This window comes from Brenneria tiliae (assembly GCF_023347575.1).
GTDB lineage: Bacteria > Pseudomonadota > Gammaproteobacteria > Enterobacterales > Enterobacteriaceae > Brenneria > Brenneria corticis.
Genome location: NZ_JAKPCB010000096.1, coordinates 20,204 through 40,194 on the forward strand (window position 1 = coordinate 20,204; position 19,991 = coordinate 40,194).

At 53.3% G+C, this 19,991-nt stretch carries 26 protein-coding genes; 3 read left to right on the top strand and 23 right to left on the bottom strand.

Annotated elements, in window-relative coordinates; translation table 11 throughout:
* Window position 1 precedes the first annotated feature (1 nt).
* The 19 genes from rpsC to fkpA all read right to left on the bottom strand — a co-directional run bounded on the left by rpsC (window position 2) and on the right by fkpA (window position 12,650).
* Window positions 2-703 (bottom strand): 30S ribosomal protein S3, encoded by a 702-nt coding sequence (gene rpsC / locus MFP24_RS10045; RefSeq protein WP_005970274.1) that lies wholly within the window; start codon window positions 701-703, stop codon window positions 2-4.
* Window positions 704-720: 17 nt separating this feature from the next.
* Entirely contained in the window at window positions 721-1,053 is a 333-nt protein-coding gene (gene rplV / locus MFP24_RS10050) for a 50S ribosomal protein L22 (RefSeq protein ID WP_009111207.1), read from the bottom strand.
* A gap of 14 nt (window positions 1,054-1,067) precedes the next feature.
* The gene (rpsS, locus tag MFP24_RS10055) at window positions 1,068-1,346 is read right to left on the bottom strand and encodes a 30S ribosomal protein S19 (RefSeq protein WP_004929772.1); all 279 of its coding nucleotides are present in this window, start codon (window positions 1,344-1,346) and stop codon (window positions 1,068-1,070) included.
* 16 nt (window positions 1,347-1,362) lie between these two features.
* Window positions 1,363-2,184 carry a 50S ribosomal protein L2 gene (gene rplB / locus MFP24_RS10060; protein ID WP_249230426.1) on the bottom strand — a complete coding sequence of 274 codons (822 nt, stop codon included), beginning with the start codon at window positions 2,182-2,184 and terminating at the stop codon, window positions 1,363-1,365.
* A gap of 19 nt (window positions 2,185-2,203) precedes the next feature.
* Window positions 2,204-2,506 (bottom strand): 50S ribosomal protein L23, encoded by a 303-nt coding sequence (gene rplW / locus MFP24_RS10065; RefSeq protein ID WP_009111205.1) that lies wholly within the window; start codon window positions 2,504-2,506, stop codon window positions 2,204-2,206.
* On the bottom strand, window positions 2,503-3,108 hold the full coding sequence (gene rplD / locus MFP24_RS10070; protein WP_136168693.1) for a 50S ribosomal protein L4: 606 nt from the start codon (window positions 3,106-3,108) through the stop codon (window positions 2,503-2,505). The genes rplW and rplD overlap by 4 nt, the downstream gene beginning before the upstream one ends.
* Window positions 3,109-3,118: 10 nt before the next feature.
* The gene (rplC, locus tag MFP24_RS10075) at window positions 3,119-3,748 is read right to left on the bottom strand and encodes a 50S ribosomal protein L3 (RefSeq protein ID WP_249230427.1); all 630 of its coding nucleotides are present in this window, start codon (window positions 3,746-3,748) and stop codon (window positions 3,119-3,121) included.
* 32 nt (window positions 3,749-3,780) lie between these two features.
* Window positions 3,781-4,092, bottom strand: a complete 312-nt coding sequence (rpsJ, locus tag MFP24_RS10080) for a 30S ribosomal protein S10 (RefSeq protein ID WP_001181005.1) — start codon at window positions 4,090-4,092, stop codon at window positions 3,781-3,783.
* Window positions 4,093-4,381: 289 nt separating this feature from the next.
* A complete protein-coding gene (bfr, locus tag MFP24_RS10085) occupies window positions 4,382-4,858 on the bottom strand; it encodes a bacterioferritin (protein WP_249230428.1) in 477 nt (158 codons plus the stop codon).
* A 73-nt stretch (window positions 4,859-4,931) separates the two neighbouring features.
* A complete protein-coding gene (gene bfd, locus MFP24_RS10090) occupies window positions 4,932-5,126 on the bottom strand; it encodes a bacterioferritin-associated ferredoxin (protein WP_009111201.1) in 195 nt (64 codons plus the stop codon).
* Window positions 5,127-5,326: 200 nt separating this feature from the next.
* Window positions 5,327-6,511, bottom strand: a complete 1,185-nt coding sequence (tuf, locus tag MFP24_RS10095) for an elongation factor Tu (protein ID WP_249230429.1) — start codon at window positions 6,509-6,511, stop codon at window positions 5,327-5,329.
* Between the two features lie 69 nt (window positions 6,512-6,580).
* Complete coding sequence (gene fusA, locus MFP24_RS10100; protein WP_249230430.1) at window positions 6,581-8,689, bottom strand: elongation factor G; 2,109 nt, start codon at window positions 8,687-8,689, stop codon at window positions 6,581-6,583.
* Window positions 8,690-8,786: 97 nt separating this feature from the next.
* A complete protein-coding gene (gene rpsG / locus MFP24_RS10105; protein ID WP_009111198.1) occupies window positions 8,787-9,257 on the bottom strand; it encodes a 30S ribosomal protein S7 in 471 nt (156 codons plus the stop codon).
* A gap of 96 nt (window positions 9,258-9,353) precedes the next feature.
* Entirely contained in the window at window positions 9,354-9,728 is a 375-nt protein-coding gene (rpsL, locus tag MFP24_RS10110; protein WP_009111197.1) for a 30S ribosomal protein S12, read from the bottom strand.
* 131 nt (window positions 9,729-9,859) lie between these two features.
* Entirely contained in the window at window positions 9,860-10,147 is a 288-nt protein-coding gene (gene tusB / locus MFP24_RS10115; RefSeq protein WP_249230431.1) for a sulfurtransferase complex subunit TusB, read from the bottom strand.
* An 18-nt stretch (window positions 10,148-10,165) separates the two neighbouring features.
* Window positions 10,166-10,525, bottom strand: a complete 360-nt coding sequence (gene tusC / locus MFP24_RS10120) for a sulfurtransferase complex subunit TusC (RefSeq protein ID WP_249230432.1) — start codon at window positions 10,523-10,525, stop codon at window positions 10,166-10,168.
* 20 nt (window positions 10,526-10,545) lie between these two features.
* On the bottom strand, window positions 10,546-10,935 hold the full coding sequence (gene tusD / locus MFP24_RS10125; RefSeq protein ID WP_249230433.1) for a sulfurtransferase complex subunit TusD: 390 nt from the start codon (window positions 10,933-10,935) through the stop codon (window positions 10,546-10,548).
* A 5-nt stretch (window positions 10,936-10,940) separates the two neighbouring features.
* Window positions 10,941-11,657: a helix-turn-helix transcriptional regulator gene (locus MFP24_RS10130; protein WP_249230434.1), complete on the bottom strand. Its 717-nt coding sequence runs from the start codon at window positions 11,655-11,657 to the stop codon at window positions 10,941-10,943.
* A gap of 192 nt (window positions 11,658-11,849) precedes the next feature.
* Entirely contained in the window at window positions 11,850-12,650 is an 801-nt protein-coding gene (fkpA, locus tag MFP24_RS10135) for an FKBP-type peptidyl-prolyl cis-trans isomerase (protein ID WP_249230435.1), read from the bottom strand.
* Between the two features lie 304 nt (window positions 12,651-12,954).
* Here fkpA and MFP24_RS10140 point away from each other — a divergent pair, with 304 nt between their 5' ends.
* The gene (locus MFP24_RS10140) at window positions 12,955-13,173 is read left to right on the top strand and encodes a SlyX family protein (RefSeq protein WP_249230627.1); all 219 of its coding nucleotides are present in this window, start codon (window positions 12,955-12,957) and stop codon (window positions 13,171-13,173) included.
* Here MFP24_RS10140 and MFP24_RS10145 read toward each other — a convergent pair.
* Window positions 13,167-13,319, bottom strand: coding sequence for a hypothetical protein (locus tag MFP24_RS10145; RefSeq protein WP_249230436.1), 153 nt, complete (start codon window positions 13,317-13,319; stop codon window positions 13,167-13,169). The genes MFP24_RS10140 and MFP24_RS10145 overlap by 7 nt on opposite strands.
* 127 nt (window positions 13,320-13,446) lie before the next feature.
* Between MFP24_RS10145 and MFP24_RS10150 the strand changes: the two genes are divergently transcribed.
* A complete protein-coding gene (locus tag MFP24_RS10150; RefSeq protein WP_249230437.1) occupies window positions 13,447-14,382 on the top strand; it encodes a dihydrodipicolinate synthase family protein in 936 nt (311 codons plus the stop codon).
* Window positions 14,383-14,690: 308 nt separating this feature from the next.
* The gene (locus MFP24_RS10155) at window positions 14,691-15,737 is read left to right on the top strand and encodes a LacI family DNA-binding transcriptional regulator (RefSeq protein ID WP_249230438.1); all 1,047 of its coding nucleotides are present in this window, start codon (window positions 14,691-14,693) and stop codon (window positions 15,735-15,737) included.
* 58 nt (window positions 15,738-15,795) lie between these two features.
* On the opposite strand, the gene MFP24_RS10160 is transcribed toward MFP24_RS10155, so the two are convergent.
* The 3 genes from MFP24_RS10160 to MFP24_RS10170 all read right to left on the bottom strand — a co-directional run bounded on the left by MFP24_RS10160 (window position 15,796) and on the right by MFP24_RS10170 (window position 19,956).
* Window positions 15,796-17,430: a methyl-accepting chemotaxis protein gene (locus MFP24_RS10160; protein WP_249230439.1), complete on the bottom strand. Its 1,635-nt coding sequence runs from the start codon at window positions 17,428-17,430 to the stop codon at window positions 15,796-15,798.
* Window positions 17,431-17,590: 160 nt separating this feature from the next.
* Entirely contained in the window at window positions 17,591-18,448 is an 858-nt protein-coding gene (locus MFP24_RS10165) for a fumarylacetoacetate hydrolase family protein (protein WP_249230440.1), read from the bottom strand.
* 98 nt (window positions 18,449-18,546) lie between these two features.
* Entirely contained in the window at window positions 18,547-19,956 is a 1,410-nt protein-coding gene (locus MFP24_RS10170) for an MFS transporter (RefSeq protein ID WP_249230441.1), read from the bottom strand.
* Between the last annotated feature and the right edge of the window lie 35 nt (window positions 19,957-19,991).

Genomic DNA, 19,991 nt, shown 5'->3' on the forward strand with positions numbered 1-19,991 from the left:
CTTACTTGCGGCCTTTACGCTGCTGCTTTTTAGGTTGAGCAGCCGGTTTTTCCGGTTGTTCAACGGCAGCCATACCACCCAGGATCTCACCTTTGAAGATCCACACTTTCACACCGATAACACCATAAGTGGTGTGCGCTTCGGAAGTGTTGTAATCGATATCCGCACGCAGGGTGTGCAACGGAACACGACCTTCACGGTACCATTCGGTACGCGCGATTTCAGCACCGCCCAGGCGGCCGCTTACTTCAACTTTGATACCCTTGGCGCCCAGACGCATGGCGTTCTGTACCGCACGCTTCATAGCACGACGGAACATCACGCGACGCTCCAGCTGAGAAGTGATGCTGTCAGCAACCAGTTTTGCGTCCAGTTCGGGCTTACGAACTTCTGCGATATTGATCTGTGCAGGTACGCCAGCGATATCCGCTACGACTTTGCGCAGTTTTTCAACATCTTCACCTTTTTTACCGATAACGATACCCGGGCGAGCGGTGTGAATGGTCACACGGATGCTTTTGGCCGGACGTTCGATAACGATACGAGAAACGGAAGCCTTCTCCAGTTCCTTCGTCAGGTATTTACGAACTTTAAAGTCGCTGTCCAGGTTGTCAGCGAATTCTTTGGTATTCGCATACCAGGTAGAGTTCCAGGGTTTGACAATACCCAGTCGAATACCATTAGGATGTACTTTCTGACCCATTGCTAGTCTCCAGAGTCTCAGCGATCGGACACAACCACAGTGATGTGGCTGGTACGCTTCAGGATGCGATCCGCACGACCTTTGGCACGCGGCATAATGCGCTTCATGCTTGGGCCTTCGTCAACGAAGATTTTCGCAACTTTCAGATCATCAATGTCAGCGCCATCGTTGTGCTCTGCATTAGCAATGGCAGACTCCAGCACTTTTTTAACCAGACCAGCAGCTTTCTTGTTGGTGTAGGTCAGAACTTCCAGAGCTTGCGACACTTTCTTACCGCGAATCAGGTCAGCCACCAGGCGAACCTTTTGAGCAGAAGAACGAGCGTGGCGATGTTGAGCAATAGTTTCCATCTCTTCCTCCTACCTTAGCGCTTCTTGGCCTTTTTATCGGCCGCATGGCCGCGATAAGTACGAGTCGGCGCGAATTCACCCAGTTTGTGACCGACCATTTCATCGGAAACAAACACCGGAACGTGCTGACGACCATTATGGACAGCGATGGTCAAACCGATCATGTTTGGAAAGATCGTTGAACGACGGGACCAAGTGCGCAAAGGCTTCTTGTCACCGCTTTCCACCGCTTTCTCTACCTTCTTCAGCAAGTGCAGGTCAATAAATGGACCTTTCTTGAGAGAACGTGGCATGGTTTATCCTCTAAAATTATTTAGTACGGCGACGTACGATGAACTTATCAGTACGCTTGTTGCTGCGGGTCTTCTTACCTTTGGTCTGTACGCCCCACGGGGATACCGGGTGCTTACCAAAGTTACGACCTTCACCACCACCGTGCGGGTGGTCTACCGGGTTCATCGCCGTACCGCGAACGGTCGGGCGAATACCACGCCAGCGAGCAGCACCTGCTTTACCCAGAACGCGCAGCATATGCTCCGCATTACCGACTTCGCCCAGCGTTGCGCGGCAGTCGGATTCGACTTTACGCATTTCGCCGGAACGCAGACGCAGGGTCACGTAAGATCCGTCACGGGCAACGATCTGAACGTAGGCACCGGCGGAGCGAGCCAGCTGGCCGCCTTTGCCTGGTTTCAACTCTACGTTGTGAACCGTTGAACCGACCGGGATGTTACGCATCGGCAAGGTGTTGCCGGTTTTGATTGCAGCATCAACGCCAGATTGAATCTGGTCACCTGCTTTAAGGCCTTTCGGCGCCAGGATATAACGGCGTTCGCCGTCTTTGTACAGAACCAGCGCGATATTCGCGGAACGGTTCGGATCATACTCCAGACGCTCAACAACAGCAGGAATACCATCTTTGTTGCGTTTAAAGTCAACCAGACGATATTGCTGTTTATGACCACCACCGATGTGACGGGTAGTGATGCGGCCATTGTTGTTACGGCCACCGGATTTGCTGTTCTTTTCCAGCAACGGGGCATAAGGTTTGCCCTTGTGCAGCTCAGGGTTAACCACTTTAACAACGTGGCGACGACCCGGAGATGTCGGTTTACATTTAACAATTGCCATTGTTCTTTACTCCTCCGACTTACTCTGCGCCGCCGATGAAGTCCAGATTCTGGCCTTCTTTCAGGGTGACGTAAGCTTTTTTCCAGTCGCTACGACGACCGATACGCTGTCCATGACGTTTCACTTTTCCTTTAACTACCAGGGTGCGAACATCATTGACTTCGACTTCAAACAGTTTCTGCACGGCGGCTTTGATTTCTGCTTTGGTCGCGTCTTTAGCAACTTTGAGTACGATGGTGTTGTTCTTTTCCATCGCTGTAGACGCTTTTTCAGAAACGTGCGGCGCGCGCAAAACTTTCAGCAGACGTTCTTCACGGATCATGCGAGCATCTCCTCAACTTGCTTAACAGCTTCAGCAGTCATGACGACTTTGTCGAAGGCGATCAAGCTAACTGGATCGATACCGGCGACATCACGCACGTCAACCTTGTACAGGTTACGCGCGGCCAGGAACAGATTTTCATCCAGTTCACCGGTGATGATCAGTACGTCTTCCAGCGCCATGTCTTTCAGTTTCTGCGCCAGCAGCTTGGTTTTCGGCGCTTCGACAGAGAACTTCTCGACAACGATCAAACGATCTTGACGTACCAGTTCGGACAGGATGCTTTTCAGCGCGCCGCGGTACATCTTTTTATTAACTTTCTGACTGTGGTCCTGCGGCTTGGCAGCGAAAGTCACGCCACCGGAACGCCAGATCGGGCTCTTCACGGTACCTGAACGCGCACGGCCGGTACCTTTCTGACGCCACGGTTTTTTACCGGAACCAGTTACTTCAGCACGGGTCTTCTGAGCGCGAGTACCTTGACGGGCACCTGCTGCGTAAGCAACAACAACCTGGTGTACCAGCGCTTCGTTGAAATCACGACCGAAGGTAGTTTCGGAAACAGTCAGCGCGCTTTGCGCGTCTTTCAATACTAATTCCATTGCTATCTCCTCACGCCTTCACAGCTGGTTTAACGATCAGGTCGCTACCGGTTGCACCCGGAACAGCACCCTTAACCAGCAGCAGGTTGCGCTCAGCGTCAACACGCACTACATCCAGGCTCTGAACGGTTACTCGTTCGTTACCCAGTTGGCCTGCCATTTTCTTGCCTTTGAACACTTTGCCCGGAGTCTGGTTCTGACCGATGGAACCCGGAACGCGGTGAGACAAGGAGTTACCGTGGGTCGCATCCTGGGTACGGAAGTTCCAGCGCTTAACCGTGCCGGCAAAACCTTTACCTTTGGATGTACCAGTAACGTCTACTTTTTTAACGTCAGCGAAAATTTCAACACTGATGCTCTGACCTACGCTGAACTCTTCGCCTTCTGCAAGACGGAATTCACGCAGCGTACGGCCGGCGTCTACGCCAGCTTTAGCAAAGTGACCTGCTTCTGGTTTGGTAACGCGGTTTGCTTTTTTAGCACCGGTAGTCACCTGCACAGCGCGGTAACCGTCGTTAGTCAGGTCTTTAACCTGAGTCACGCGGTTTGCTTCAATTTCGATAACGGTTACAGGGATAGATACGCCATCTTCAGTGAAGATACGGGTCATACCCACTTTTTTACCGACTAAACCAATCATTGTTTCAACCTCTCAATCGCTCAATGACCTGATTAACCCAGGCTGATCTGCACGTCTACACCAGCAGCCAGATCCAGACGCATCAGAGCATCAACGGTTTTCTCGGTTGGCTCAACGATGTCAACCAGACGCTTGTGAGTGCGAATCTCATACTGATCGCGCGCATCTTTATTGACGTGCGGAGAGATCAGAACGGTAAAGCGCTCTTTGCGGGTCGGCAGCGGGATCGGACCGCGGACTTGCGCACCAGTGCGCTTGGCAGTCTCGACGATTTCCGCAGTTGATTGATCGATCAGACGATGATCAAACGCTTTCAGGCGGATACGGATTCTTTGGTTCTGCATGAGACCAGAGCTCCAATTATTTATAAACGTAAATAATTACTCCTCACACCCATTTCGATTGATGGGGGAGTGTAATCGTTAGTACATAACCCCCATATCGGGAGTATTGTTTCGGCCAATCAACCACCTTGGCCGCTGATTTTGTATAAATCAGACCTACCTTAGATTCGGTAAGCTCGCGCATTATACGCAAATTGACTCAGGAAGCAACAAGCAGGGTGAAATGATTTGGAATGACGGCCGGAACGTGCGCTATCTCCGGCCGTAGAACGGCGATACTTAAAGAGGGTTATTGCGCTTCTTTAAGCTGACTTTGCAGGTAGTTTTGTATGCCGAGGCGGGCGATCAGATCCAGCTCGGTCTCCAGCCAGTCGATATGCCCTTCCTCATCGGCCAGAATTTCTATCAACAGGTCCCTGCTGACATAATCCTGCACGGAATCCGAATAGGCAATCGCCTCGCGCAGGTCCTGGGCGCCGTCCAGCTCGAGTTGCAGGTCGGAACGCAAAATCTCCTCGACGTCTTCGCCGATATTCAGCTTGCCCAGATCTTGCAGATTGGGAATCCCTTCGAGAAACAGGATTCGTTCAATATAGCGATCGGCGTGTTTCATTTCGTCGATAGACTCATGATACTCGTGATCGTTGAGACGGGTCAGCCCCCAGTTTTTAAACATTCGGGCATGCAGGAAATATTGGTTAATCGCGACCAGCTCATTGCCCAATAACTTGTTCAGATACGTAATGACTTTTTTATCGCCTTTCATGACATGCTCCTCCGCTCCGGTTCATACAGTGTAGAACCGCTACGCAAAGAGAGCCAAAAAAAGACCTTACATTTTATGCTACTTCATACATATCAGGGACTTTGGCTTGTTCATCTTCAAGAATCACCCTAGCCTGGCGAATACATTTGCCGCATTCCGTTCCGATGGGAACCAACTTGCGCAACTGCTGCATAGACTGGGGCTGGTACTGACGAACCGCGTTACGGATCGCTTTATCGGAGATAGCATTACACAAACAGACATACATACCGGAGTAACTCATATTATGGGCGGGTTATCCCTTATGACCCCACAGCCGCTGTACGCGACATCTAAACCGCTCCCGACGATTTTTAAAAGCTCAGGCATTGTAAATGGGAATTATTTTTATTTCAATTTAGATTTACGTACGCGGGCATAAAAAAAGGCACCGAAGTGCCTTTTTTTCATGCAGAAGTTTATCAGCGATTAAGCGATAACTTTAGCAACAACGCCCGCGCCTACGGTACGGCCGCCTTCACGGATGGCGAAACGCAGACCGTCGTCCATCGCGATTGGCGCAATCAGGTTTACCACCATCTTGATGTTGTCGCCCGGCATAACCATTTCCACGCCTTCCGGCAGTTCGATGGTGCCCGTTACGTCAGTCGTACGGAAGTAGAACTGCGGACGGTAGCCTTTGAAGAACGGAGTATGACGGCCGCCTTCGTCTTTGGACAGGATATAAACTTCAGACTCGAACTGAGTGTGAGGTTTGATAGAACCTGGTTTGGCCAGTACCTGACCACGCTCTACGTCGTCACGCTTGGTACCGCGCAGCAGAACGCCGACGTTCTCGCCCGCACGGCCTTCGTCCAGCAGTTTGCGGAACATTTCAACGCCGGTACAGGTGGTTTTCGTGGTATCTTTGATGCCCACGATTTCAACTTCTTCACCGACTTTGATGATGCCGCGCTCTACACGACCGGTAACAACGGTACCGCGACCGGAGATGGAGAATACGTCTTCGATAGGCAGCAGGAACGGCTTGTCGATGGCACGCTCAGGTTCCGGGATGTAGGTATCCAGGGCGTTAGCCAGTTCGATGATTTTCTCTTCCCACTCGGCTTCGCCTTCCAGCGCTTTCAGCGCGGAACCGCGGATTACCGGCGTGTCGTCGCCCGGAAAGTCGTACTGAGACAGCAGCTCGCGCACTTCCATCTCAACCAGTTCCAGCAGCTCTTCATCATCAACCATGTCGCATTTGTTCAGGAACACGATGATGTAAGGAACGCCTACCTGGCGGCCCAGCAGGATGTGCTCGCGGGTCTGCGGCATCGGGCCGTCGGTCGCGGCGACAACCAGGATCGCGCCGTCCATCTGCGCGGCGCCGGTGATCATGTTTTTCACATAGTCGGCGTGTCCCGGGCAGTCAACGTGCGCGTAGTGGCGAGTCGGGGTATCGTATTCAACGTGAGAGGTGTTGATGGTGATACCACGGGCTTTTTCTTCCGGCGCGTTATCGATCTGGTCGAATGCACGCGCGCTGCCGCCGTAGGTTTTAGCCAGAACGGTGGTGATAGCTGCGGTCAGCGTTGTTTTACCATGGTCAACGTGGCCGATAGTACCGACGTTGAGGTGGGGTTTTGTACGTTCAAATTTTTCTTTAGACACGGCGATATTCCTTAACTCTAATGCTCCCCCCTGATGGAGAGAGCACGGGATCAATGTGTTAAACCCGGATTATTTACCACGGGCTTCAATAACGGCCTGAGCCACGTTGTTCGGCGCTTCAGCGTACTTCAGGAACTCCATGGAGTATGAAGCGCGGCCCTGAGTCTGCGAACGCAGATCGGTAGCATAACCAAACATTTCAGACAACGGAACCTGTGCACGAACGGTCTTGCCGGTTGCGGTATCTTCCATACCTTCGATGATACCGCGGCGACGGTTAAGGTCACCGATTACGTCACCCATGTAGTCTTCAGGCGTTTCAACTTCAACCTTCATAATCGGCTCAAGCAGAACTGGTTTTGCTTTCTTAAAACCATCTTTAAATGCCAGCGAAGCAGCCAGTTTAAACGCCAGTTCCGAGGAGTCGACGTCGTGGTAAGAACCGAAGTGCAGACGCACCGCGATATCAACCACCGGGTAACCCGCCAGAGGACCGGCTTTAAGCTGTTCCTGAATACCTTTATCAACGGCAGGAATGTATTCGCCAGGAATCACGCCGCCTTTGATGTCGTTGGTGAAGGTGTAACCCGGGCCACCTGGTTCCAGCGGAGACAGGTCGATCACCACGTGACCGTACTGACCGCGACCACCAGACTGCTTGGCGTGTTTCCCTTCGATATCCTTAACGGTATCGCGGATGGTTTCACGGTAGGCAACCTGCGGTTTACCGATGTTCGCTTCAACGTTGAACTCGCGTTTCATACGGTCAACGATGATTTCCAGGTGCAGTTCGCCCATACCGGCGATGATGGTCTGGTTGGATTCTTCGTCAGTCCATACGCGGAAAGACGGGTCTTCCTTCGCCAGACGGCCCAGAGCCAGACCCATTTTTTCCTGGTCGGCTTTGGTTTTCGGTTCAACGGCGATGGAGATAACCGGTTCCGGGAATTCCATACGCTCCAGAATGATCGGCGAACTCTGATCGCACAGGGTATCCCCGGTGGTCACGTCTTTCAGGCCGATAGCCGCGGCGATATCGCCCGCGCGAACTTCTTTGATCTCTTCACGTTTGTTGGCGTGCATCTGAACGATACGGCCAAAACGCTCACGTGCGGATTTCACCGAGTTCAGCACCGTGTCGCCTGAGTTAACCACGCCGGAATACACGCGGAAGAAGGTCAGGTTACCCACGAACGGGTCGGTGGCGATCTTGAACGCCAGCGCAGCGAACGGCTCTTTGTCATCGGAGTGACGAACCGCCGGGGTATCTTTACCGTCGTCCAGAATACCGTTGATCGCAGGAACGTCGGTCGGCGCCGGCAGATACTCGATAACCGCATCCAGCATTGCCTGTACGCCTTTGTTCTTGAACGCGGAGCCACAGGTAACCAGAATGATTTCGTTGTTCAGCACGCGCTGACGCAACGCTTTCTTGATCTCTTCTTCGGTCAGCTCTTCGCCGCCGAGGTATTTGTCCATCAGCTCTTCAGAAGCTTCAGCCGCGGACTCAACCAGATTCTGGTGCCATTCGTCAGCCAGTTCCTGCATATCAGCCGGAATCTCTTCATAGGTGAAGGTCACGCCCTGATCGGCGTCATTCCAGTTGATGGCTTTCATTTTCACCAGGTCGACAACGCCGGTGAAATGCTCTTCCGCACCGATAGCCAGCTGCAGCGGAACAGGATTCGCGCCCAGACGGGTTTTGATCTGGCCTACGACTTTCAGGAAGTTCGCGCCCATGCGGTCCATTTTGTTAACGAACGCAATACGCGGAACTTTGTATTTGTTAGCCTGACGCCATACCGTTTCAGACTGCGGCTGAACACCACCGACCGCACAGTAAACCATGACTGCACCGTCAAGAACACGCATGGAACGTTCTACTTCGATAGTGAAGTCAACGTGTCCCGGGGTGTCGATGATATTAACGCGGTGCGGCTCAAACTGTTTAGCCATACCAGACCAGAATGCGGTAGTCGCAGCGGAGGTGATGGTGATGCCACGCTCCTGCTCCTGCGCCATCCAGTCCATGGTGGCCGCGCCGTCATGAACTTCACCGATTTTGTGATTTACACCGGTGTAGAACAGAATACGTTCTGTCGTGGTGGTTTTACCGGCGTCGATGTGTGCACTGATACCGATATTGCGGTAGCGTGCAATGGGTGTTGTACGAGCCATTTGTTTCCTCTATATCCTAGGGCGTTCAATGTCAGTTAACCCAAGCGGGTTGGCTTTGTAAAGCGCCCGCCTGGTTAGCAGAACTACAGCGAAGGGATTACCAACGGTAGTGAGCGAACGCCTTGTTGGCTTCAGCCATACGGTGAACGTCTTCACGTTTCTTGACAGCAGTGCCTTTGTTTTCTGCTGCATCAGAAAGTTCGTTCGCCAGGCGCAAAGCCATGGATTTATCACCGCGTTTACGAGCAGCTTCAACGATCCAACGCATTGCCAGGGCATTGCGACGAACCGGACGGACTTCAACTGGCACCTGATAAGTAGAGCCACCAACGCGACGCGACTTGACTTCGACAGTCGGGCGCACGTTGTCCAGCGCTACTTCAAAAGCTTCCAGATGATCTTTACCAGAACGCTGAGCCAGGGTCTCTAGCGCGGTATAGACAATTGCTTCGGCAGTAGATTTTTTACCATCTACCATCAGGATATTTACAAATTTGGCCAACAGCTCTGATCCGAACTTAGGATCCGGCAGGATTTTACGTTGACCAATGACGCGACGACGTGGCATGGAAATACTCCGTTGTTAATTCAGGATTGTCCAAAACTCTACGAGTTTAGTTTGACATTTAAGTTAAAACGTTTGGCCTTACTTAACGGAGAACCATTAAGCCTTTGGCTTCTTCACACCGTATTTGGAGCGGGATTGCTTACGGTCTTTAACACCTGAGCAGTCCAGCGCGCCACGAACGGTGTGGTAACGCACACCTGGCAGGTCTTTAACACGACCGCCACGGATCAGGATCACGGAGTGCTCCTGCAGATTGTGACCTTCACCACCGATATAGGAGGTGACTTCAAAACCGTTGGTTAAACGAACGCGGCATACTTTACGCAGCGCGGAGTTCGGTTTTTTCGGGGTGGTGGTATATACGCGAGTACATACGCCACGTTTCTGCGGGCATGCTTCCAGCGCCGGAACGTTGCTTTTAACAACCTTCAGGGCGCGTGGCTTGCGTACCAGCTGGTTAATTGTTGCCATTCAAAAAGCTCCTGGTTTTTGCATCGTAAACACGTAATAAAACGCCTCGTACCTGCGCAGGGCAAAGTATGAGGACGCAGAATTTTAGGGCTGGCCGTGGAAGGAGTCAAGAAATATACAAAAATTCAGCGTTACCACGCCAGCTGTTGCGGATGTTGCACCGTCAGTTGAACAAATTGAGTATAGCTAATCAATGAAAAATTGTTTGAAATTTGTGCAGCCACGCCTCTGGCGTCGGCATCATTTTGCAAAACATACAAAGGGATAGACGCGTTAATGAGTCGACCTGCCGTTGCGCTATTCGCCAGCGCGGCGATAACGCCATCCTGCAACAGCACCAATGCGTCTCCCGGACCCAGACAAAGCAGCAGCGCATCAATGTCGCAGTGATAAGGAGAATGGGAAAGAGTGTGTAGCATAAATAGAAACGCTCGCCGCTAAAATGAGAGGATGGAATGGTAATCCGCCAGCCGCTGTTTTAATTCCTCGGGGGACAGGAGCGCCACATCCACAACCCAATCGGTATCCAAAGCAATACCTCGTTGCTGGAGAGACTCGGCGCAGACATAGCAGTGCTCGATATCATACAGCGGCAGCACGCCAAAGGTGGCGATATAGTTGCGCATCAGAATCTTTTCCGGCTGCTGCCCCGGCAGCAATTGCAATACGCCGTCGCCGATAAAAAACACGCCGATGTCCTCGGTCAGCGCGGACATGGCGAGCAGCGCGTCCAATCCTTCCCGACCGGAGGCGCTGCCGTGAGGCGAGTGAGTAAAAACAAAAGCGATTCGCTTCATGACTCCGCCTTAAAATCCGATTAAAACTGGATCACCCGATCGCAGGTCAAAACCGACTGGGCCAGTTCGCCAAGACCGCTCAGGGTAAAGCCGCCCTGCAAGTTCGCCGCCCCCAGTTTTAGCTGTTCAGCCTGTTGCCGATCGGTGATCCCGCGCCGCAGCGCCGCGGCGATACAGACATTCAGCGCCACCTGATGTTCCTGCCCCAGACGCTGCCAGGCGCGCACCAGATCAAACTCGTCGTTCGCCGGCGAGGTGAGATGATTGGCGTTCAGCACGCCTTCGCGATAGAAAAACACGCTAGCCAGGCGATGACCTTCATCCAGCAACGCCTGAGCGAACTGCAACGCGCTGCTCGCTTGCTGCGTGCCATAGGCGGGACCGGTAACCAGCAGGCAATAGCTCAGCATCCGCGTTAGTGCCCGCTGAAATCGCCGCTTTTAAACTGGCGAATATAGAGATACACGGTGTGTTTGGAGATATTAAGGCGCTCGGCGACCTGATTAATCGCATCCTTAATATCAAAGATTCCTTTCTCATACAGGCTCAGTACGATCTGGCGGTTTTTCGCATTGTTGGACACATTGCGATCCGCGTTCACTTCTTCAATGGAAAACTCCAGCGTCTGCGCCACCAGATCGTCCACCGACGAGGCAAAGTTTACCGATGAGGCGATTTCGTGCGTTTCAGGGGGAATAAAGGTCTGCACTATCTGCGAAAAAGGCACGTCCAGATTCATATTAATGCACAGCAAGCCAATCACGCGCTGATCGCGGTTACGAATGGCAATGGTGACCGACTTCATCAGCACGCCGCTTTTCGCCCGGGTGAAGTAGGCTTTCGATACGCTGCTGTCCTCGCCGGCCATATCGTGCAGCATACGTAACGCAAGATCGGTAATCGGCGAGCCGATTTTTCTGCCGGTATGTTCGCCATTGGCGATACGCACCGCGGAGCATTTAAGATCCTCAAGGGAATGCAGCACAATCTCGCAGTGCTCACCAATCAACATGGCCAACCCATCGACCACCGCTTCATACGATTTCAGGATCTCGTAATCCGTCTGACTGAACGGACGTTCATCCAGCAAATCAAGGTCATAAGATTCGCCAGACACAAGCGAATTAGACATGGCAGACACCACCCTCAACGTATTCTATTTATTGTATTGATCGGAGACACAGTCTAGCAAATGTCCACCCAATCGTCCCTGAAATTAACGGTTTCGTTTCTGAACGGTGAACTCACTCATCTTTATTGAACAGAAAAAAAACCGCGGGCGCATAACCCGCGGTCGGATACCTCATCATTGATGATTGATGAATTATTGCGCGCTTTTCTCCGCGGCGGCGGGTTTTTCCCCTTTGGCCGCATCGGCGGCTTTCACGTCGGCTTCGGATTTGATATCCAGCAGTTCAACGTCAAACACCAGCGTGGAGTTGGCCGGAATTCCCGGAACGCCGGTTTCGCCATAGGCCAGCGTAGGCGGAATAACCAGCTTGATTTTACCGCCCTTCTTGACGTGTTTCAGGCCTTCCGTCCAGCCGGGGATCACCCCGTCAAGGCGGAAAGAGAGGGGTTCGCCGCGCTTGTAGGAGTTATCGAACTCGCTGCCGTCAACCAGGGTGCCTTTATAGTTGACGACCACGGTGTCGCTATCTTTCGGCGCATTGCCGCTGCCGTTTTTCTCAACCTGATACAGCAGACCGGATTCGGTTTTCTTCACGCCTTTTTCTTTGGCAAAGGTATCACGATATTTGGTGCCTTTATCCTCGTTGTCTTTGGCGTCCTGCTTCATCTTGGTTTCAGCCGCCGCTTTTACCCGGCCTTCAAAGCTTTGCAGCGTTTTTTCGATCTCTTCGTCGGTCAGTTTGCTCTTATCGGCAAACGCGTCCTGAACGCCGGCAATCAGTTGATCCTTGTCCAGCTTGATTCCCAGTTTTTCTTGTTCTTTAAGGGAGTTATCCATGTAACGACCCAGCGATGCGCCTAACGCGTAAGCGGCTGCCTGTTCGTCACTTTTGAATTTGGTTGCTGTGGTCGCATCCGCCGCCAGAGCCTGGCCAGCGTTCAGAGTCAGAGCCATCGTCGTTGCTAACAGCGTTACTTTAAACAGTGATTTCATCCATTTCTCCAGCATCTGGAACAATATGCTCCAGCCATCATTAAAAATAAATTCGCGACTACTATAACTGCGCGCACGAAGACAACACAACGGCGCGCGACAATCCTTTGATAAAAAACATTTCATCGTTTTTTAACGCCGCTCTCCACGGCCGGACCGCATAGCCCGCAAGGCGAGCTTCAGAAATAGCGTGAGTAAAAATCCTCAGATCGCTTATTGCGCCCTACTCCGACCGTTTTTACTACCAGAAGTTTCTGCTTTCTGACAAACTTAGCGGGAATAGGCTGCAAGCTGTAAGGGGGGAATAGCAATGTCATCGCTTGAAGAACGGCTGGAACTATTGGAAAGCCGTCAGGCTTTTCAGGAAGTGACGATAGAAGAGCTGAACCAGACGCTTATTCAGCACGAGCGGGAAATTAGCCGGCTGCGCGAGCAGGTACGCCTGTTGACGGAGAGGTTACGCACCCAGCAAACCTCGTTAATCGCGCCACAGTCGGAAGAAACGCCGCCGCCGCATTATTGATTGAGAAAGCTGGCGCAGCCATGCTTTATATGGCTGCGCCAGATCACATTTTTCACATCATCCTCGCTGACCAGCGTATTTCCCCCAACGTTGAGAAACGAATCAACATATTGATATTTAGCATATAAATAATCCCAGCTACCCATTTAGCTGAAATCCGCCAGAGCAAATCTCTCTTGACAAGCCATTAAGAAAAACCAAAAATGCAAACGTTCCCGAGAACGTTATTAATTTCTTTTCCATTCTTTCTGATGACATTAAAAAGAGAACATCATGACCAAAATTAATATCGATTTACGAGGTCTGAACCCTGCGCCCATTACTCCGTTTACCCCTGACGGCGCCGTGGACTATGCCGCCTGTAAAAAACTGGGCGCCTGGCTGCGCAGCATCGACGGCGTAAAAAGCCTCACCGTGCTCGGCCATGCCGGCGAAGGAACCTTCCTGTCCCGCGACGAACAGGCAAAAGTCATCGAGGCGTTCGTCGAATCCGTCAATAACGAAATCCCCATCATCGCCGGCATCACGCTGGAAGGCACCGAGGTCGCCGCCGAAGAAGCCAAACGCGCCGTCAAGGCCGGCGCTTCCGCCGGTCTGCTGTATCCGTCCCACGGCTGGCTGCGTTTCGGCTACCAGAAAGGCGCGCCGCAGGATAAATACCGCCACGTCTATGAAGAGAGCGGTCTGCCGCTGATCCTGTTCCAGTACCCGGACGTCACCAAATGTACCTACGACCTGGAAACCCTGCTGGAAATCTCCGCGCAGCCGGGCGTATTCGCCATGAAAAACGGCGTGCGCAATATGCGCCGCTGGGATACGGAAATTCCGGTGATCCGCCGCGAACGTCCGGACCTGCAAATCCTGAGCTGCCATGACGAATACCTGCTGTCGACGATTTTCGACGTGGATGGCCTGCTGGTGGGATACGGCAATATCGCGCCGGAACTGCTGGTGGAAATGATCGAGGCGGGCAAAGCGCAAGATTATCGGAAAGCGCGTGAAATCCATGACCGCCTGCTGCCGGTCACCAAGAGCGTGTACCACCGGGGTTCGCATATGGAAGGGACGGTGGCGCTGAAGCATGCGCTGGTAGAGCGCGGGATACTGGAGCACGCCACGGTGCGTTCTCCGCTGCTGCCGCTGGAGCCGGGCGCCGAGGAAGAGATCAAGGTTGCCGTCCGCGCCGCCAAACTGCCGCGCGTCGGCTAACGCCGGACCGTTTTCGACCACGACATGACCCATGCGCCCGTCGCCGCACGCTGAAAGACGGGCGCATTCGCGATAGACACTGCGTAACCTATCCCGCCCGTTAGTACAAAAAAATCACGTTTTTACCTTTGATGGCGTGCTTCAGCTTGATAATCCTCGATTTTTCCGAGCGTGGGCGTAGATTTGAAATTCCGAGCTATAGCCAAAGTTCTGGAACCATTACATAATAAATTCGTACAGGTCACGCGGATATCATTGGCGACACACTGTGCCTGTTTTATTTTTTAAAATAATAATCAAGGGATTACATGGACCCTAATACCTTTCCGCCCAATGGACCAAACCGTAAGTTGGGAAGCAAACCCGTCACCTTGCAGGATGTCGCCACGGCAGCCGGGGTGAGCGTTTCCACCGTTTCTCGCGTGCTGGATGAACGGCTTCCCCCTTCCCGCAGTAAAGCCGCCGAGCGGGTGCGTCAGGTAGCGCAGGAATTGGGCTACCGGCGTGATATTATGGCATCCAGCCTGCGTCGTGGCGGCACCGGCACCATTGGCGTACTGGTGCCGCGCCTGAGCGATATGGTGATGGCATTACTGTATGAGGCGATCTGCCGCGCGGCGGGGCGCTACGGCTACTTTGCCATCGTCGCCACCTGCGGCGACGATCCGGTACAGGAAAAGCAGGCGGCGGAATCCCTGCTCGATCGACGTGTAGACGGTCTGATTCTCGCTACCAGCCGACTGGACGATCATTTACCGGCGGAACTGCGGCAGCAGAATGTCGCGCACGTTCTGGCGCTGCGTACCGACGGCGTAAGCCGTTCCGCCATCGGCGACGATGAACAGGGCGGCTATCTGGCTACGCGCCATCTGATCGATCTGGGCCACCGGGATATCGGTATGCTGGCCGGGCCCAGTTTTTCCTCCGGCGCGACCTATCGGCGCGAGGGATTTCACCGCGCGATGCGTGAAGCGGGATTAACCCCCAACCCCACCTGGATCCGGGAATCCGGCTTTAGCATCGAGTCTGGAGAAAGTGAGGGAATGGCGCTGTTAAGCGGAACGCGCAGGCCGACGGCCATTTTCGCCGTCAACGACGATCTGGCGTTCGGCGTCATGGCCGCCGCACACCGGCTAGGGCTGACGATAGGGCAGGATTTATCACTGGTAGGGTATAACGATATCCCACTATCCGCCCGCTTGCCGGTACCGCTCTCTTCCGTGCATATCCCGTTCGATCATGTCGCTTCCATCGCCGTTGAACTGCTGCTGGCAGGCACCGAACCCGTCGATGCCATCCGGCGCGTAATGCCGAGCCTGATCCCACGCAGTTCCAGCGCGCCGCTCAGGGACTGACGCCCGGGTCTCCTCTGCGGCATTAGCGGGCTCAGCCCGCTAATGCGCTCCCTCGGCGCTATACCCAGCTTCCCTGCTCACGTTCGGGCAACGCGACGAAACGGCTGCGCCGGTCTGAAACCAGCGGCGCGGGAATATCGCCCCCCGGCAAACGGAACACCGCGATTAATGAGGCCAGGCGCGCGACCTGCTCCTCCAGCGCCAATGCCGCGTTGGTGGAATCGCTGACCATGGCGGCATTCTCCTGGATGGTGCGATCCATGTCCGTCACGGCATCGCCGATTTGGGCAATACCGCGGCTCTGTTCATCCGATGCCACCGAAATATCGCTCATGATGCTATCAACAGCGCCGATAGACGTCACAATTTCATGCATCGCGGAGCCCGCCTTTCCCACCAGCGACGCGCCCTCATCCACCCGCATGACCGATTCCGCAATCAAGGTTTCAATCTCTCTGGCCGCCTGTGAACTGCGCTGCGCCAGACTTCGCACTTCGCTGGCGACAACGGCAAACCCGCGTCCTTGCTCGCCGGCTCGCGCCGCTTCCACCGCAGCGTTCAGCGCCAGTATGTTGGTTTGAAAGGCGATGCTGTTGATGACCGACGTGATGTCCGCGATTTTGCGCGAGCTTCCGGTGATGTCCGACATCGTCGTCACCACCTGTTTGATGATGTCGCCGCCTCGGTTGGCATTGCCGGATGCCTGGCGCGCGAGCTGTCCGGCGTGCCGCGCGTTATCAGCATTATTCTTCACGGTGGCGGTCAACTCCTCCATGCTGGCGGCAGTTTCCACCATTGCCGCCGCCTGCTGATCGGTACGTGAAGACAAATTACGGTTGCCGTCCGCAATGGAGGAAGAAGCCGTGGCAACCTGATGCGCGCTGTCCCGAATATCTATCATCAGCCCGCACAGTTTTTGCGTCATATCGATCATGGCCTGCGTCAACATGCCCAGTTCGTCACGGCGCACCCTGCCCTCTACCACGGACAGATCGCCCTCGGCGATGCGCTGCGCCAATTCAAGATTGGCGCGTACCGATCTCGCAATCAGACGCGTCACCGATCCGGCAATCAATGCCCCCAGCAGCACGGCGCAAATACCGATAACGATAATTTCCGCCACCGAGCGATTGATAACCTGCCGATTCTTCTCATCAAGATGGCTCGCGATACCATCAAGGGTGTCGGTAACCGCAAACCCCGTCTTGATGGATTGCGTATCCGCCGCTTTGAGGCGCTGCCACTGCGCAGTATCCTGCCTCGCCCCCGCGATGGGATCGGTATTTTTCTGCGCGCGCACCGCGGATGCCGCGAGCGCGATCTCTTTCAGCTCATGTTGATACTGCGTCAGCTGTTCGCTCAGGCGCAGGAAATGCTGCCAATCACGCTCCTCCCACTGCAGTTGGCGCGCATTTTCCTGCTGCGCCGTTATCTGGGAAACATACTTCATCATATTGTTGGCATTCTCTTCTTCCAGCGTATAAAAGAACTTCACGCGGGCGATTTTCGATTGATCGAGATAATGGTTTATCTCAGATACCAACGTAGTCTTCGTATATAAATCACGAATTTCAGCAAAACGTAATGCACTGAAGAATACCGCAATAATAATCAACGATAATACGACGAAAAATCCGCCATAGAGTTTCTTCGCAATGCTGACCTGCAGCATTCTATCCAATAGAGCACGCATTCTTTCCTCCAAATAATGAGATTTTCCGTAACCGTTTTAAAATATGAATACGAGCCAAATAAAATAGAAAAGCCGGATAACCAGTACGCCATCGTATTTATCCGGCTAAAAAAATAGTTGTTATATATCCGTCATACTTCGCGTTATCAAATCGGCGCTTTTATGCCGCACTACATACCTGCCCCCCTGTGGTGACGCGATTATGCAAGCAGCCAATATGCTCGATTTCAACTTCCACGATATCGCCTTCATGCAAAAAAAGCGGCGGCGTACGTTTCTTGCCCACGCCGCCGGGGGAACCGGTAATAATGACATCACCGGGAGATAATTCACTGAAGGTACTGATATATTCAATCAACTCTTCAATAGGGTGAATCATGCTGGCGGTGTTGTCGTCCTGCACGGTGTCGCCATTAAGCCGGGTCACGATATGCAGATTTTGCGGTTGCGGCACGTCATCGCACGTCACCAGCCACGGGCCAAATGCGCCGGTATTCCGCCAGTTCTTCCCCGCGGTGAACCAGGTGTGCTGCCAGTCGCGAACGGAGCCATCCATATAGCAACTGTATCCGGCAATATGGGAGAAGGCGTCTAATGCCGAAATCTCTTTGCCTCTCTTACCAATAATGACCGCCAGTTCCCCTTCATAGTCAAATTCATTTGACCGGGCGGGTTTCTCTACGCCGCAATTATGTCCCACCTGAGAATCAGGAAAACGAATAAATAACGTAGGAGCTGGGTTTAATTCGCCAAACTCCGTACGTTTTTCCGCATAATTCATACCTACGCAGAAAATTTTTCTGGGATTATTAATTACGGGAAGAAATACCACCTCGTCCTCTTGATAATCGGGTTTGGCTTGTAAAAAACGCCTGGCAGCGGCAATGCCGTCGTCTTCAATCAATGACCGGAGATCGGCATAGCGCGCCCCTAGCCTTTTGCCTAAATCGACGATACCGGCTGCAACTTTCAAACCATATGTCTCTTTATGCCCCACCCTAAAACTTGCTAATTTCATTTTATACCTCAACGATGAAACGCCGTACGCCCTCTCCAATAGTGGGGAAACGCGCTGCCTGGGCGGCGCATTTCCCCTTACGCGCATCCTGCCTTGTACTATGGTGAAAGTTCTTCCAGCACGCGGCCTTTCGTTTCAATGGCAAACAGAATCGTTACTACCGCCCCCACCAGTAAGATACCGGCAAAGAAACCGAACATCGTGCTAATGCCACTCGATGCCATAATCGTTCCCACCACAATTGGGCCCGTCGATGACCCTAACCGCAGCCAGCCGCTACCCAGGCCGGTACCGATGGCCCGCATACGGGTCGGATAGATTTCAGCGGAGTAGAGGTACAGCGAAAAGGTGACGGTCTGGATGATCGCATAGGACAAGCCGGCGCAAACCAGGACTTGTTCTGCCGACGTGGCGCCCAGCAAGGCAAGTACGATAAGGGGGATGGGCGCCAGCATGAAAGCAAAGGTATACCAGCGTTTACGCCCAACCTTGTCAATCAGCAGGGCGCACGCGACGGCGGCGATAACCCCCATTACGGATGTCGTCAGACCGTAGCTGATGCTGGTCTCCAACGGCAGCTTGTAGACCTGGCGATAAAGCGTGGGTAACCAGGTGATCATGCCGTTGGCAACCAGATACGAGGTAAACCACATCGTCCAAATGGTAAAGGTGCGTTTACGATATATCCCCTGAAACAGTCCGCTCCAGTGAGACGCTTTTTCTTTTTTCTCCTCGATGGTCACTTTAGGCGTCTCTAACGTGAACCCCTGGGCAATCGCGCTTCGCTCCAGACCGGTCACGATACTGTCCGCTTCGGCCAGCCGTCCCTGTGAAGCGAGCCAGCGCGGAGATTCCTTCATAAAAAAACGACAGGGAAGCAGGATCAACGCCGGAACAAGACCGACGATAAACATCACCTTCCAGCCATAGAGCGGGACAAACGCACGGGCGATTAATCCTGCGGCAACCAAACCGAGCAGAAACATCACCTCATAAAGCAGGAAGAACCGGCCTCGTCCTTTCGAACTGATATATTCATTAATATAAGCCGAAGCGACCGGTACTTCCCCCCCGGTACCAATGCCCTGCACAAAGCGTAGGATCATCATCACCAGCGCGCCGGTGGCAAACAGGCAGGCCGCATCCATACTGACAAACAACAGAATGGTGAAAAGCAGCACCTTAAGGCGTCCTACCCGCTCAGCCAGCCAACCGAAGAAGACCGCGCCAAGAAGCTGACCAAGATAGCCTGCGGATAAAATCATGCCGGTTTGCTTGGGGGTCAGCCCCCATTCCTGAACCAGAAGCGGCATCGCGTAAGCGATGCAGATCACCGTGTAGCCATCAAAGAACGTCGCCGCGCCGATGATATTTCGGGTCCAGAAGATACGACGCGTGATAGGCAAACGTTCAAGACGGGCGACCAGCTCGGCATTGGATGTGCCGTTTGCGGCAGCGGAACCGGCGTCAGCATTGGCCACACTGGCACTCATGTCATGCGTTGACATAGTTTGTTCTCCAAAAAGGAAAGTGTGTGAGCCGC